Genomic DNA, 13,812 nt, shown 5'->3' on the forward strand with positions numbered 1-13,812 from the left:
TTTACTGTCCGTAGGTCAGAGAGTTAAATGGATATAGTGTAGAAATTGTTCAAGATGGAAATAAAGGAATTGATATGGTCATGGAGGAAATGTATTATGTAATAATTGTTGATTTAATGCTTCCTGGAAAAATAGGTTTAAATTATAAATATAATTTTTGTTTATAAAAATATGAAAAGTATTGACTCTGACCTTTGGTAAGGGCGTATGATTATATATGAGGTGAAAAATTATGTTATACAAGGTTAAGGAAATTTCAGAACTTACAGGAGTTACAATAAAAACCTTATATTATTATCATAAAATAGGATTGCTGAAGCCGTGTAAAATAAGTGATGCAGGATATCGTCTTTATGGAGAAAAAGAACTTGAACGTCTTCAGCAAATATTATTTTATAGAGAACTTGATTTTTCCCTAAAAGATATTAAGAAAACACTTGAGAATGAACCAAGTCGTATAATGTGTTTAATTAAACAGCAAAAACTGCTTTTTGCGCGCAGGCAGAGATTGGATGCTTTATTGGAGACTATCGACAATTCTATTAATCTAGTAAAGAAAGGAGAAACAATGAATAAAGAAGAAATGTTTAAAGGACTTAATGTAGATGAATGGGAAAATGCACTCTTAGAGCATAATAACTATATTAAAGATAACTATGGATATCAAATTCCTAAAATAAAATATGAAAATTTAGAAAATATGAATGAATCTGCAAAAGAAGCACAAAGATTCATAGAATATGTGGCAACTGCTCTAAAGAGTGGATGGAAAGCAAGTGATAAAAGACTTCAAAAGATATTAAAAGATCATATTGAATTTTTAAACAATCATAGTATGAATATAAATTCAAAATTATTTGTTAAGCAGGCCAGATTTTTTCTAGAAGATGATTTTCACAGAGTTGTTCTTGAAAAGCAGCAAATTGGACTTAGTTATTATCTTTATACAATAGCTGAAATGTATGCAGAGTTAAATTGAGTTATAGTGAAGTATAGGTGATAAATTTATCACCTATACTTAGTTCATATTTGGATGTATTTTTCTGTAGAGAATAATAAGAATAAATAATGGGGATAATTAAAATTATTATTAGGATAACTATAAAATCTTTGTTATAAGCTTTGATTTTACTTATTTAAAAATAATCTTTTATACTCACCGTACCCTTTTCTATCTAAATCATCTAAAGGTATAAATTTTATGGAAGCACTATTTATACAGTATCTGAGTCCTCCCAATTCCTTTGGACCGTCATTAAAGACATGGCCTAAGTGAGAATTTCCCTTTTTACTTCTTACTTCTGTTCTAATCATTCCATGGGAATTGTCTTTGGATTCATTTATATTTTCAGGAACTAATGGTTTTGAAAAACTAGGCCAACCGCAGCCAGAGTCAAATTTATCCAGAGAGGTAAATAAGGCTTCTCCACTACAGATGTCCACATATATACCTTCTCCATTAAAGTTCCAATATTCATTTTCAAAAGGGGGTTCAGTTTCATTTTCCTGAGTTACCTTATATTGTATAGAAGAAAGCTTTTTCTTTAGGAATTCTTTATTATAAGTATTTGACATAAGAACACATCCTTTTAATTTATTGTAAAATATCAATATATGTTTATTATAACCGTAATGGAAGTGTACTAAAATATTAAATTATTTCTCTATATTAGAATTATCTGATATTATTTAAAGTGTATAAAAAATTAATCGATTTATTTAATAATAAACTTTTTAAAATTTTGTATTTTAAAATTTAAAGAAGGAGGCATAATGATGATTATAACAACTACAAATTGTATAGAGGGAAAGAAAGTTTTAGAATATAAAGGAATTATTTTTGGAGAAGTAATTTCTGGTGTAGATGCTATTAAAGATATTGCAGCAGGATTTACTAACTTTTTTGGAGGACGTTCAAAATCTTATGAAGGAGAACTTATACAGGCTAGAGAAGAAGCGTTAGAAGAATTGAAAAATAGGGCGTATGCTGTTGGAGCAAATGCTGTTATTGGGATAGATATTGATTATGAGGTATTAGGACAGGGAGGAAATATGCTCATGGTAACTGCTTCAGGAACAGCAGTAGTAGTTGAGTAAAAATAGATTTAATTCAAGGGGGATTGTAGGTGGAAAATCAAAGCAGAGTACAACAAAATTTTGGGAAAAATGCTTCTAATTATAGGTATAGTTCAGTCCATAATAATGCACGGGATCTTGATAGAATGATAAAATTATTGGATCCACAACCTGAAGATAGGGTTTTAGATGTGGCAACTGGTACGGGTCATACAGCTATAAAACTTGCACAATACACTCAACAAGTTGAAGCGATTGACATTACACGTGAAATGTTACATGAAGCAAAAGAACAGTCATATGAAAATGGAATTACCAATATAGAATTTCGTATTGAAGATGTTCATAATATGAAAATTCCAGACAACACATTTCATATTGTTGTCTGTAGATTAGCTGCCCACCACTTTTCAAATATTAAAACAGCCCTTAAAGAAATGTGTAGAGTTCTAAAAATAGGAGGGAAATTATATATTTTAGATTGTTCTGTAGTTGATGGATATGAGTCCGAAAAGATGTTTAATGAGATTGAACTATTGAGGGATAGTTCTCATGTATTTTCATATTCACCATGTTTATGGACTAAATTACTAAGAGAACTTCCTTTAGAAGGAGGACAGTTGAATTTTCATAAAGTTTCGTATGAATTACCTCAATGGTTTGAGCGTATGAAAACAGAACAAAAAAATAGGGATAAAATATTTGGAATTTTAGATAATTTATCCCAAAGAGTTAAAGAGTATTATCCTTATAGTGAGAATTATATAACTACATATAGAGTAGAAATTCTGAAAAAGAAAATTCAAGCGAACGGTATTTGCTGTAACTAGTTTTTAAAAGAAGAAGTTACTATAAGGATATTTTTAGAAAATGCATCTTAATAGCCCAGTCTTTTTTATAGGGTATGTTTAAATGGTTTGGAGTATGTTGCGATATTAAGGGATAATCTTTGTCAAATGAAGTTATAATTGCCGAGTGTTGAATTTTACCTCTTTTATTTTTATAAAAGATTATATCGCCAACATCAAGCATTGATACAGAATCAACTTCTGTACCTTTGGCACCATATAATTGTTCATCAGCATTGATTTTCAAATACCAGTAAAGTGAACCGGCTACAGTCCATGAGACCGACCACTTGAGGCCGCTGTACCACCATTGATTTTTATGTGAAGACACCATTGGAGCTCCACCGGCTTTAAGACATTGGGATATAAAATTTGTACAGTCACCTCCATTATCACCTTGTACAAGGAAATATTTATAAGCAGGATTTGGTGATTTAGCATAGTTTACAGCATAATTTACAGCTTCTATCCTAGAGTAAGATAAATTATTTCTATAATTCATAATTGCTCCACAAAATTGTTTACTTTATAATTTATGTGAATATGTAGTAGAAAATTACTTCGTATTTAACAGTAAATTGTATTTATCACTCTAAGTTTTTTATCAAGTTCTTCTAGGGTTTAGGTGAAGTTTTCTCTCCATCTGAAATTTAGAAGAACTTATAAAGGAACGAACAGTGTTCATCCCCTACTTTGAAGAATATGGGATGTTAGCTAATTGCAGTGTTCGGATAAAAATAGAGAAATGTATATTTTACTTTTTAAAATATTCTAGCATGGCAAGAACAGATTCATCGCTGATAACGTGTTCTATAGCACAGGCATCCTTATCGGCAATATCTGAATCAACATCTAAAATTTTAATAAGAAATTTACGAATAACATGATGCTTTTTAGAAGTTTGCTCTGCCAGTTTTTTTCCGGCTTCAGTCAAAAATATTTCTTTGTATTTTTCATTTGTAATCAATCCTTTTTCGCTTAGGGTAGTCATTGCTCTATTAGTACTGGCTTTTGTAACGCCTAGGCGGTAGGCTATATCAGATACTCTGACTCCTGACTCTTCTTTTGAAAGTTCATATATTGCTTCTAGATAATTTTCCATTGTATAGGTTAATTTATTCATTATTATTGGTCTCCTTATTAAGAATAGTTTTAACAGTTCTATGGTATAAATTTTAATAGTTTATTGATAGAATCTTAAATAAAGTCCAGAAGTTTAAGGTTAAATACATTTTCATCTGTGATTCTTTCCATTGAAGGGAAAAGAACTTCTACAAGTATCATTTCAATAAGAAATTGAACTTTGCCGCCAATAAAGTGGCTTGTATGTGCTGTAGCAGAACTAAGTCTACTTCCAATGCTTATATGGAAATGAGGAAGTATTTGACCAGTTTCCTTATTATAGGCTATAGTGCCGCAGCCAAAGGATTCTACATTTTCGAAATATGCTGGTGAATTCAGCATTGGTGCTTCAGGATGCTCAGTTTTGTTACAGGTACCAACTATAGTTATTTCACTGAAATCTCCAGAGAAGAAGGGAACGTATCCTTGCTTTACATTGTTTACACTACAGAATTCTTCAAGTTCAGTCATAAAATCTTTTCCATGCTCAAATCTGATTCCAAAAGTTCTTCCTATTTTTAATTCTGATGATATCATTTTTTATCCTTTCTTATCATATATTAATTATTTTTTCTATAAAGTAATTATATTATTTAATGTGTTTTTTTACAATTTTTTTGCAGCAGACTTCACGTGAACCCAAGAATCACTTTATAGAATGGATGTAAATTTTGGCTTTAGGTGTGCATTCATTATAGAAGGATTTTTCACTGGGCTTTAATTGTACCAATTTTATTATAAGAACATATATTGTAAATAGGCTAATTATCAAGTGATTCTTAGGTTCAGGTGGAGTTTGCCTACAAGGATTACTTTTCTCCATCTGAACCTTAGAAGAACTTATCCAGGAGCGTAACAGTGCTTATCCTCCACTTTGAAGAAGATGGGGGTGTTAGCACTGGTAGCCTTCGGATAAATGCTGTCATAAGAATCAAAAGAGAATAAGGAGATGAAATTATGCCAGTTATACAAGTTAATCCTAGTGATGATGTATATATACTTCTTAAACCCTAATACAAATTTCGGTAGTTCAAGTCTTTTATTCACGGGAGTATTTGTTCCACTTAATAATGTATTTAGAAGTTTACTGAAATTTGATTTATCTGATGTTATTCCTTCAGGAAGCAGTATATTGCAAGCTTCACTAGAATTATTTGTTTTTAGAAAAGATACACCTGACTTAGCGATATCACCACAAACTGTCACTGTATTTACAAATGCAAGTGACTTTTCAGAAAATACAGTTACGTGGAATAACGCACCTGCATTGAATACAACAACAGATTCTGTAAATGTAACAGATAGTGATGTTGGCAGTTTTATTAGTATTGATATAACAAATTTAGTAGGTGGCTGGATCGATGGCTCTATCATAAATAATGGAGTCACATTAGTTGGAATAGAAAATGTTATTGACACTATAATAGGATATTTCTCCAAAGAATGGCCAGTTCCTAGTCAGAGACCATTTTTAAATGTAGAATATGTTACGTTAGTACCTACTGGTATTACAGGACCGACGGGTCCAACGGGTCCAACAGGCCCAACAGGAGCAACAGGAGATACAGGAGCAACAGGAGATACAGGAGCAACAGGAGATACAGGACCAACCGGGGCAACAGGAGACACAGGAGCAACGGGAGCAACAGGAGATACAGGAGTAACTGGGGCAACAGGAGACACAGGCCCAACCGGAGCAACAGGAGATACAGGAGCAACCGGGGCAACAGGAGACACAGGCCCAACCGGAGCAACGGGAGACACAGGAGCGACCGGACCAACTGGAGCAACGGGAGATACAGGAGCAACCGGAGCAACAGGAGACACAGGAGCAACCGGAGCAACAGGAGACACAGGACCAACCGGAGCAACAGGAGACACAGGCCCAACCGGAGCAACGGGAGATACAGGAGCAACTGGGGCAACAGGAGACACAGGAGCAACGGGAGCAACAGGAGATACAGGAGCAACCGGGGCAACAGGAGCAACCGGGGCAACTGGAGCAACAGGAGATACAGGACCAACCGGGGCAACAGGAGACACAGGAGCAACGGGAGCAACAGGAGATACAGGAGTAACTGGGGCAACAGGAGACACAGACCCAACCGGCCCAACGGGAGACACAGGCCCAACCGGGGCAACAGGAGATACAGGAGCAACGGGAGCAACAGGAGACACGGGACCAACTGGAGCAACAGGAGACACAGGAGCAACCGGGGCAACAGGAGACACAGGTCCAACCGGGGTAACAGGAGACACGGGACCAACGGGAGCAACCGGGGACACAGGACCAACTGGAGCAACAGGAGATACAGGAGCAACCGGGGCAACAGGAGATACAGGCCCAACCGGAGCAACAGGAGATACAGGAGCAACCGGGGCAACAGGAGACACAGGCCCAACCGGAGCAACGGGAGACACAGGAGCGACCGGACCAACTGGAGCAACGGGAGATACAGGAGCAACCGGAGCAACAGGAGACACAGGAGCAACCGGAGCAACAGGAGATACAGGACCAACTGGGGCAACCGGAGACACAGGACCAACCGGAGCAACAGGAGATACAGGAGCAACCGGGGCAACCGGAGACACAGGCCCAACCGGACCAACAGGAGACACAGGACCAACCGGAGCAACGGGAGACACAGGAGCGACCGGACCAACTGGAGCAACGGGAGATACAGGAGCAACCGGGGCAACAGGAGACACTGGACCAACCGGAGCAACAGGAGATACAGGCCCAACTGGGGCAACAGGAGACACAGGACCAACCGGAGCAACAGGAGACACAGGCCCAACCGGAGCAACGGGAGATACAGGAGCAACTGGGGCAACAGGAGACACAGGCCCAACCGGACCAACAGGAGCAACGGGTCCAACAGGTCCTGTAGGCATACTGTCTTCTTCAGAAGATAGTACAGCTGATGCGATTACTGCTACCCCAACTGTACTTCTTTCTCAGACAATAACTACGACTGGACAAGAAATAAAACTGGATTCCATGGTAGAGTTGGATATAGTAGTAACTGCAATACTTCCTTATAGTTATTCAATCTTATATGAGCTACGGGAAGATACAACCACTATAGCTTCAGTAACAATTAATAATGCAGGTACTGCTACTTCACTTGGAGAAGAACACACAGAAATTTCTAATTTGACATGGACTCAAACTCCTTCAGCTGGTTCTCACACTTATGATATTCAGATTACACTTACTAGTTCTACTAACATTACAAGCGTTACGGCAACCACTAAAGCATTGAACATCATAGGATAGATTGCAATATAATTGATACTGGCTATTTTTTAGATAGCCAGTATTTTTTATCCGAACGTGGTAATTAGCTAATTAATCCAATCTTCTTTAAAGTGGGAGATAAGCACTGCTACGCGTCTGATAAGTTATTCTAGGGTTCAGCTGGAGAAAAGCATTTCTCGTAAGCAAACTCCACCTGAACCTAAGAATCACTTGATGGGTATAAAGCTTGTATCACTTTTTTTGTGTTTTCATATTATATAACGTACTGAGTTTTAAGGAAGTGATTATATGATAACCGTTAGTCTTTGTATGATAGTAAAAAATGAGGAAGATACTATAGGCAGATGTTTAGATTCTGTAAAAGATGTAATAGATGAATTTATAATAGTAGATACAGGTTCTTCTGACAATACTAAAAATATAATAAAAAAACATATCAATAATGTTTATGATTTTGAATGGATCGACGATTTCTCAGCTGCAAGAAATTTTGCATTTAGTAAGGCAACTAAGGATTATATTTTTTGGTTAGATGCGGATGATGTACTACTTCCTAAAGATGTAGAAAAGTTTAAATTTTTGAAGGAAAATTTAGATACCTCAATAGATTCTGTAACAATGAAATATAATGTAAGCTTTGATCAATATGGTAATGTAACCACAAGTTATAGACGTAATAGATTAGTTAAAAAAGAAAAAAATTTTAAATGGATTGGTTTTGTTCATGAATATTTAGAGGTATGTGGAAATATAATTAACAGCGAAATCAGTGTAACTCACAAAAAAATAAACTATTCTCCTAATCGTAATCTTGAAATTTTTCAAAATAAATTAAAAGAAAGAGTGGAATTTACTCCTAGAGATATATTATATTATGGAAATGAGTTATATGAACACAGAATGTTTGAAGATGCTTTAAAATATTATAATAATTTTTTAGATTCAAAAAGAGGATGGTATGAAGATAACATCCATGTTTGTGGAAAGATATGTGACTACTATCAATCAATTAATAGGGGTGAGGAGTGTCGTAAATATGCCTTTAAAAGTTTTGAATATGATTCTCCAAGAGCTGAAGCATGCTGCAGGCTTGGATTTTCCTTCTTACAGGAAAATAAGATTAATCAGGCAATATTTTGGTACGAAACAGCTGCAAATTTAAAAAAGCCAATAGATAGTTTAGGATTTTTTAGTGATGCCTGTTGGACATGGCTTCCTCATCTACAATTGTGTGTTTGTTATGACAGAATAGGTAAACATCAATTAGCTTATGAACACAATGAAATTGCTGGCAAATTCAGACCTAATGATAAAAAAATACTTTACAATAGGAAATATTTTCAGAAAATAGGACTTAAATAAGAATATCAAGCTATTCTTAGGTTTAGGTGGAGTTTGCTCATAAGGAATGCTTTTCTCCATCTGAACTTTAGAAGAACTTATTCATGTGTGTAGCAGTGCTTATTCCTTACTTCGAAGAAGATAGGGGTGTTAGCTAATTACCGTGTTCGGATAAATAATTTTTTTAATATTATAATAAGGCTGTCAAGAATCAGATTCTGCAGCCTTTATTATTTATACTTTAAGTAAAGTTTTTGTTTTTAATTAAAGAAGTTATTATTTTCTTAATAATAATCTGAAACAGTATAGTCCTCCTAGTAATTTAGAATATATAGCATTAGGGTATATTTTATAATCAAGCGAATCTACAAATTCAAATCCAGTATTTTTTAAACAGTCAACTAACAAATTTAAATCTGCAGTTGGGTAATCAATAGTTAATACAAGCAATCCGTCTTTTTGTAAAACTCTATAGAATTCATTAATAGATTTTTTTATATCTCCAACAGGAAGATGTTCAATTACTGAAATACAATAGACTTTATCGAATTTATTGTCCTCATAAGGGAGATTTACCAAACTACTATTTGAGAATTTTATTTTATCTATATACTTGGCAGCTTTTTTAACATCTTCTTCGTCAAAGTATTCACTGACTCTTGATAAAATTTTATTTTTATCTAAGATATCAGCATCAATATCACAGGCATATACATCTTTACATATGCTAGCTAAATAAAATTTAAATGGATGAGGAGCACCGCAGGCCGCGTCTAAACAAATATCATTTTCTTCTGAGAAATTTGATGCCCAGGTATATTCATAGCATCTGCTCCACCAATCATTAGGAAATTTTAATAGACATTCTGTTTTTTCTTCATCAGTAGTAACTATAAATCTGGAGGATCTTTTATCTGTATAAGATCTTTTAATATCATTTTCTTCAATATACTTATTGTATTTTCTGTATATGTCAGGATCTACTATAGATTTATGATATTCAGTTATGAAAAAATTATTGTCAGGATAAATTCTAGCTAATTCTTTCAATCCATAGGATCCATATTCTAATTTTAATCCTTGATAATTTTTATTAAACGATTCAGACAAATTTGGAAGTTTAAATCTTTGAAACAGTGTTTTATGATAAACACAGGATTTATGGTAGATTTTAGGCACCCATTTTTTACCTGTACCCATGTAATAATTATATCCTAACAAAATACTGTCATCTTCATAACCTTGAGTACCTGTTAAAAATCCAACATCATAAGGGCATAATTCCTTTAATATACTCAATTTATGAATGACAGGATGCACAAATCCCTGGGTGATTTTATCTTCTCCCTTTGTAGATAGGTACTTGATTTTATCCGCTAAACTAATAGTGGTATTTGAAGAAATCTCGTCTGAAAAATTAGTTACTATTTTGGGAGATATCATAGGTTCTTCAGATGAATTCAAATAATCAATTAGAGGATCCTGCCAATTAGGCGGGAAAATCATATCAACATGAGCTTCTGTAACATAATCAACATGAGAATAGTTTTCTATAATATATCGAAATCCTATATATCTAGATAGTGTAATACCTATATTTTCACCATTACCCAATAGCTTATAATTAAAATTAAATTTTTGTAAAATGGAATCTAATTCTTTATTAGATAAACATCCTTGATTGAAAATTAGTAAATTGACATCCTTAGAATAAGATAAACTTTCTAAACACTGATATGCCATATCTATGTCTTCATCATAATTTTCTTTATTTATAAAAAACGGTATCATATAAATATTCATTATAAGAAACCTCCTTCTGCTTATAATTTATCCGAACGCTACCATTGCTAACACCCCAACGTACTTATTCAAGGTGGGGATGAGCACTGTTGCGTACCTGCATAAGTTCTTCTAAGCTTCAGATGGAGAAAAGTATTCCTTATAAGCAAACTCTATCTGGACCTAAGAATCACTTGATAAATACATTATATGAAGGTGAAATCATAAAAGTGACCTGTTCCTTTGGAATTTTCATATCAGTGGGTTTAACAGATTTAGATGATATGATAAGAAATGATAACCTTTAGATAAAATTATACTATTTTCGTGTATAGGCAAAAATTAAATTGATGAATAGTATATAGGGAGAATAATTTACTAGGCAATTATTTTACCTGTAGTAAATTATATAGGAGGAAAATTGATGAATGAGAATATAAAAGTTTTAATAGGGAGTCCTATAAGACAACCCTATAATATATTAGTAAACTTTATAAGCTTTCTATCAAATATTATGGAAGAAGGTATAAATATAGATTATTTTTTTATAGATGATAATGATGATATTAACTCAAGTACTTTGCTTAAAAATTTTGCTGTGGAGTCTAAAAATAGGGTTATTATTGAAGAAGGAGAAAAAATAGATAGTTATATACGTACAGAAGACACTCATTATTGGAAGGAAAATCTAATTTGGAAAATAGCCCAGTATAAAAATAGAATTATAGAATATGCTAAAAAAAATTGTTATGACTATTTATTTTTGATAGATTCAGATATAATGATTCATCCTAAGACATTATTAAATTTGATAAATAGTGATAAAGATATAATATGTGAAATATTTTGGACTAGATGGCAAAAAAATGCAGGTGAATTGCCACAGGTTTGGATGTGTGATGAATATTCATTTATCACTAAAGAAAGAAATGAAGTATTGACTGAAGAAGAATCTAATAAAAGATATACAGATTTTATAGAAAAATTAAAAAAACCAGATATATATGAGGTAGGAGGCTTAGGAGCTTGTACTTTGATAAGCAAGAAAGCGATTGATAAAGGAGTTAATTTTAATAAAATCTATAATTTGTCCTTTTGGGGAGAGGATAGACATTTTTGTATAAGGGCGGCAGCCTTAGGCTTTAAGTTGTATGTTGATACCACTTATCCAGCTTATCATATATATAGAGAAGAGGATCTAAAAGGGGTGGAGCAGTTTAGGAATAAATGTATATATGATATTAATAATTTTATAAAAGATTTTTTAGAGAAATTTTACTCTTTTAATTATGATGATATTGATAAATTTGAAGTAAATAAATATTTATGCTCTAATTATGCAGAAAAATTTAATAAGGACAAAGGCAATATTATAAATTATATATTTAAAAAAAAGCCAATAGGTAATATAAATATATTAGATATTAGTGCTGATAAACTTAGTATAGATAAAAATAAAATTAATGTAGTATGTAAATTTCAATTGGAAAGTAAAAATATAACAGAAAATTTTGTAAAAGTTTTTACTTGTAATTTAGAATTAAATACACAGTCTATGCTGATAGAAAATATAAAGCTTATAAATGGTGATAATAAACCTCTTTTTGGGTATAATATCTTGGATCTATTATATGAACGAATAAGAATTGATAAAGATACAGGAAATAAGCTAACACTTGTCATGCTTGTAAGAAATGAAAGTAAAAAATTTTTAGAAAGAGTTTTAACACATGCAGTTAAATATATAGATAATGCTGTAATTTTAGATGATGCCAGTGAAGACAATTCAGTTGAAATATGTAAAAAAGTACTTGAAAATACACCATTAACTTTGGTTGAAAATAAAGAGCATGGATTTAATAATGAAATTGTTTTAAGAAAGCAATTGTGGGAAATAGTAACAAGTACAAATCCAGATTGGATGTTATTTTTAGATGCTGATGAAATTTTTGAAGATAGAATATGTGAAGTCGTCAAAGCATTAATTAACCAACCTAATTTTGATTATTATGCCTTTAGATTATATGATATGTGGGACGAGAATCATTATAGAGAAGATTTTTACTGGAGAGCACATAGATATTACAGACCATTTTTAATAAGATATCAGCCTAATTTTAATTATAGCTGGGAGGAAAAACCGCTGCATTGTGGTAGGATTCCTCAGAATATATTTAGCCTTCCGGGATGCATATGTTATGTAAGATTAAAACACTTCGGATGGTCAACCAGTGAATTGAGACAGTCTAAATATATTAGGTATTTAGAAGCAGATCCTGAAGGCAAATATGGAAATTTAGAACAATATAAATCCATTATGGATAAAGATCCAACACTGATAAAATGGGAATGACTTATAAGATATTAGTATTAGAATATAAATATTAAAATTAGGGATACTAATTTTGAGGTGATAGTATGTCTAAAAATAAAGATTCTATCAATAAGACATTTAAAAATCCAACAAATAATCAACAAAAACTTGCTAACATTGAAAATTCTATTCAGGTTAATGGTTCCAACATTAATGAAACACACAATTCAAAAAAAGAGACATTGGGTTCCAATAATAAAAGATAAGGAGAAGGATATGAGCAAGAGAAATAAAAAAAGAAGCACTAGAAATGAAAAAACACAGGATGGAAAATTTCATTCCAAGCATATAAAACATGATCCTCAAGCAGAAAGTGCAAGAGCTGTTTTTGATTTAGATAATGACAATACAGAGAATAAAAATGAGTCCTTCTAAAAATTTATTTCAAGAGATAAGTCATCATCTGTTAGAGGATGAAGAACCATCAAAATATCTAAATAGTATAATCAACTATAAGGAATTTCAGATATATCCTTTTAATATGTTATATGAGCTTAAAAGAACTGAACAGTCACTGAGATATCATCCAGAAGGTAATGTTTGGAATCATACATTGATGGTTGTGGATGAAGGGGCTAAAGTAAAAGATAAAAGTAAGAATGTTTCGGCCTTTATGTGGGCGGCATTACTTCATGATATTGGGAAGCCATCTACTACAAAAATTAGAGGAAGTAAAATAACCTCTTATGACCATGATAAAGTAGGAGCAGAACTTTCAAAAGATTTTTTATCTGAGTTTACAGATAATGTTGAATTTATAAATAAAGTTTGTTATTTGATAAGATATCATATGCATATACTTTTTGTGTTAAATAAGCTACCTTTTGCGGACATAAAAGGTATGAAAAGATATGGGGATGTTTACGAAGTAGCTTTACTTGGGTTGTGTGATAGACTGGGGAGAATTGGATGTAATAGAGTTAAAGAGGAAAATAATATAAAATTATTTATTGAAAAATGTATTAAAAATTAGTGAAAATATAGATAAGGAAGGAGCTATTGCGTTA

Annotated in this window: 15 protein-coding genes and 1 pseudogene; 10 read left to right on the forward strand and 6 right to left on the reverse strand. The window is 32.7% G+C overall.

Going from position 1 to position 13,812, the window contains the following annotated elements:
- Nucleotides 1–232 precede the first annotated feature (232 nt).
- Nucleotides 233–979, forward strand: coding sequence for a MerR family transcriptional regulator (locus AB3K27_RS06410; protein WP_368490409.1), 747 nt, complete (start codon nt 233–235; stop codon nt 977–979).
- Nucleotides 980–1,128: 149 nt separating this feature from the next.
- Here the strand turns inward: AB3K27_RS06410 and msrB are convergent, their stop codons facing one another.
- Entirely contained in the window at nt 1,129–1,575 is a 447-nt protein-coding gene (msrB, locus tag AB3K27_RS06415; RefSeq protein WP_368490410.1) for a peptide-methionine (R)-S-oxide reductase MsrB, read from the reverse strand.
- 201 nt (nt 1,576–1,776) lie between these two features.
- Between msrB and AB3K27_RS06420 the strand changes: the two genes are divergently transcribed.
- Complete coding sequence (locus AB3K27_RS06420; protein WP_368491190.1) at nt 1,777–2,097, forward strand: heavy metal-binding domain-containing protein; 321 nt, start codon at nt 1,777–1,779, stop codon at nt 2,095–2,097.
- Nucleotides 2,098–2,126: 29 nt separating this feature from the next.
- Nucleotides 2,127–2,906, forward strand: coding sequence for a class I SAM-dependent methyltransferase (locus tag AB3K27_RS06425; protein WP_368490411.1), 780 nt, complete (start codon nt 2,127–2,129; stop codon nt 2,904–2,906).
- A gap of 19 nt (nt 2,907–2,925) precedes the next feature.
- Here AB3K27_RS06425 and AB3K27_RS06430 read toward each other — a convergent pair whose 3' ends face one another.
- From AB3K27_RS06430 to AB3K27_RS06440, 3 genes are all read right to left on the reverse strand, one after another.
- Complete coding sequence (locus AB3K27_RS06430; RefSeq protein WP_368490412.1) at nt 2,926–3,426, reverse strand: amidase domain-containing protein; 501 nt, start codon at nt 3,424–3,426, stop codon at nt 2,926–2,928.
- Between the two features lie 252 nt (nt 3,427–3,678).
- Nucleotides 3,679–4,047, reverse strand: coding sequence for a metal-dependent transcriptional regulator (locus AB3K27_RS06435; RefSeq protein ID WP_368490413.1), 369 nt, complete (start codon nt 4,045–4,047; stop codon nt 3,679–3,681).
- A gap of 74 nt (nt 4,048–4,121) precedes the next feature.
- Complete coding sequence (locus AB3K27_RS06440) at nt 4,122–4,583, reverse strand: PPC domain-containing DNA-binding protein (protein ID WP_368490414.1); 462 nt, start codon at nt 4,581–4,583, stop codon at nt 4,122–4,124.
- 451 nt (nt 4,584–5,034) lie between these two features.
- Here AB3K27_RS06440 and AB3K27_RS06445 point away from each other — a divergent pair.
- Nucleotides 5,035–5,469 (forward strand): annotated as a pseudogene (locus tag AB3K27_RS06445) (DNRLRE domain-containing protein); the annotation flags it as partial.
- A 35-nt stretch (nt 5,470–5,504) separates the two neighbouring features.
- Here AB3K27_RS06445 and AB3K27_RS06450 read toward each other — a convergent pair.
- Nucleotides 5,505–6,941: a DUF4573 domain-containing protein gene (locus AB3K27_RS06450; protein ID WP_368491191.1), complete on the reverse strand. Its 1,437-nt coding sequence runs from the start codon at nt 6,939–6,941 to the stop codon at nt 5,505–5,507.
- 655 nt (nt 6,942–7,596) lie between these two features.
- Here AB3K27_RS06450 and AB3K27_RS06455 point away from each other — a divergent pair.
- Nucleotides 7,597–8,670, forward strand: a complete 1,074-nt coding sequence (locus AB3K27_RS06455) for a glycosyltransferase (protein WP_368490415.1) — start codon at nt 7,597–7,599, stop codon at nt 8,668–8,670.
- 255 nt (nt 8,671–8,925) lie between these two features.
- On the opposite strand, the gene AB3K27_RS06460 is transcribed toward AB3K27_RS06455, so the two are convergent.
- Nucleotides 8,926–10,452: a class I SAM-dependent methyltransferase gene (locus AB3K27_RS06460; RefSeq protein WP_368490416.1), complete on the reverse strand. Its 1,527-nt coding sequence runs from the start codon at nt 10,450–10,452 to the stop codon at nt 8,926–8,928.
- Nucleotides 10,453–10,541: 89 nt separating this feature from the next.
- Here AB3K27_RS06460 and AB3K27_RS06465 point away from each other — a divergent pair, with 89 nt between their 5' ends.
- The 5 genes from AB3K27_RS06465 (at nt 10,542) to AB3K27_RS06485 (ending at nt 13,778) form a co-directional block, all read left to right on the forward strand.
- A complete protein-coding gene (locus AB3K27_RS06465; protein WP_368490417.1) occupies nt 10,542–10,739 on the forward strand; it encodes a hypothetical protein in 198 nt (65 codons plus the stop codon).
- Between the two features lie 116 nt (nt 10,740–10,855).
- Nucleotides 10,856–12,784: a glycosyltransferase family 2 protein gene (locus AB3K27_RS06470; protein ID WP_368490418.1), complete on the forward strand. Its 1,929-nt coding sequence runs from the start codon at nt 10,856–10,858 to the stop codon at nt 12,782–12,784.
- A 65-nt stretch (nt 12,785–12,849) separates the two neighbouring features.
- Entirely contained in the window at nt 12,850–13,011 is a 162-nt protein-coding gene (locus AB3K27_RS06475; protein WP_368490419.1) for a hypothetical protein, read from the forward strand.
- A gap of 10 nt (nt 13,012–13,021) precedes the next feature.
- Nucleotides 13,022–13,180: a CPC_1213 family protein gene (locus AB3K27_RS06480; protein ID WP_368490420.1), complete on the forward strand. Its 159-nt coding sequence runs from the start codon at nt 13,022–13,024 to the stop codon at nt 13,178–13,180.
- Nucleotides 13,146–13,778 (forward strand): HDIG domain-containing metalloprotein, encoded by a 633-nt coding sequence (locus AB3K27_RS06485; RefSeq protein WP_368490421.1) that lies wholly within the window; start codon nt 13,146–13,148, stop codon nt 13,776–13,778. The genes AB3K27_RS06480 and AB3K27_RS06485 overlap by 35 nt, the downstream gene beginning before the upstream one ends.
- Nucleotides 13,779–13,812: the final 34 nt, after the last annotated feature.

This window comes from Clostridium sp. BJN0013 (assembly GCF_040939125.1).
Classification (GTDB): Bacteria; Bacillota; Clostridia; order Clostridiales; family Clostridiaceae; genus Clostridium_B.

Bases quoted from the DNA above. Each gene is read 5' to 3' on its own strand.
- AB3K27_RS06410 (WP_368490409.1), top strand. From the start codon at position 233: ATGTTATACAAGGTTAAGGAAATTTCAGAACTTACAGGAGTTACAATA.
- msrB (WP_368490410.1), bottom strand. From the start codon at position 1,575: ATGTCAAATACTTATAATAAAGAATTCCTAAAGAAAAAGCTTTCTTCT.
- AB3K27_RS06420 (WP_368491190.1), top strand. From the start codon at position 1,777: ATGATTATAACAACTACAAATTGTATAGAGGGAAAGAAAGTTTTAGAA.
- AB3K27_RS06430 (WP_368490412.1), bottom strand. From the start codon at position 3,426: ATGAATTATAGAAATAATTTATCTTACTCTAGGATAGAAGCTGTAAAT.
- AB3K27_RS06435 (WP_368490413.1), bottom strand. From the start codon at position 4,047: ATGAATAAATTAACCTATACAATGGAAAATTATCTAGAAGCAATATAT.
- AB3K27_RS06440 (WP_368490414.1), bottom strand. From the start codon at position 4,583: ATGATATCATCAGAATTAAAAATAGGAAGAACTTTTGGAATCAGATTT.
- AB3K27_RS06450 (WP_368491191.1), bottom strand. From the start codon at position 6,941: ATGCCTACAGGACCTGTTGGACCCGTTGCTCCTGTTGGTCCGGTTGGG.
- AB3K27_RS06455 (WP_368490415.1), top strand. From the start codon at position 7,597: ATGATAACCGTTAGTCTTTGTATGATAGTAAAAAATGAGGAAGATACT.
- AB3K27_RS06460 (WP_368490416.1), bottom strand. From the start codon at position 10,452: ATGAATATTTATATGATACCGTTTTTTATAAATAAAGAAAATTATGAT.
- AB3K27_RS06470 (WP_368490418.1), top strand. From the start codon at position 10,856: ATGAATGAGAATATAAAAGTTTTAATAGGGAGTCCTATAAGACAACCC.
- AB3K27_RS06475 (WP_368490419.1), top strand. From the start codon at position 12,850: ATGTCTAAAAATAAAGATTCTATCAATAAGACATTTAAAAATCCAACA.
- AB3K27_RS06480 (WP_368490420.1), top strand. From the start codon at position 13,022: ATGAGCAAGAGAAATAAAAAAAGAAGCACTAGAAATGAAAAAACACAG.
- AB3K27_RS06485 (WP_368490421.1), top strand. From the start codon at position 13,146: ATGACAATACAGAGAATAAAAATGAGTCCTTCTAAAAATTTATTTCAA.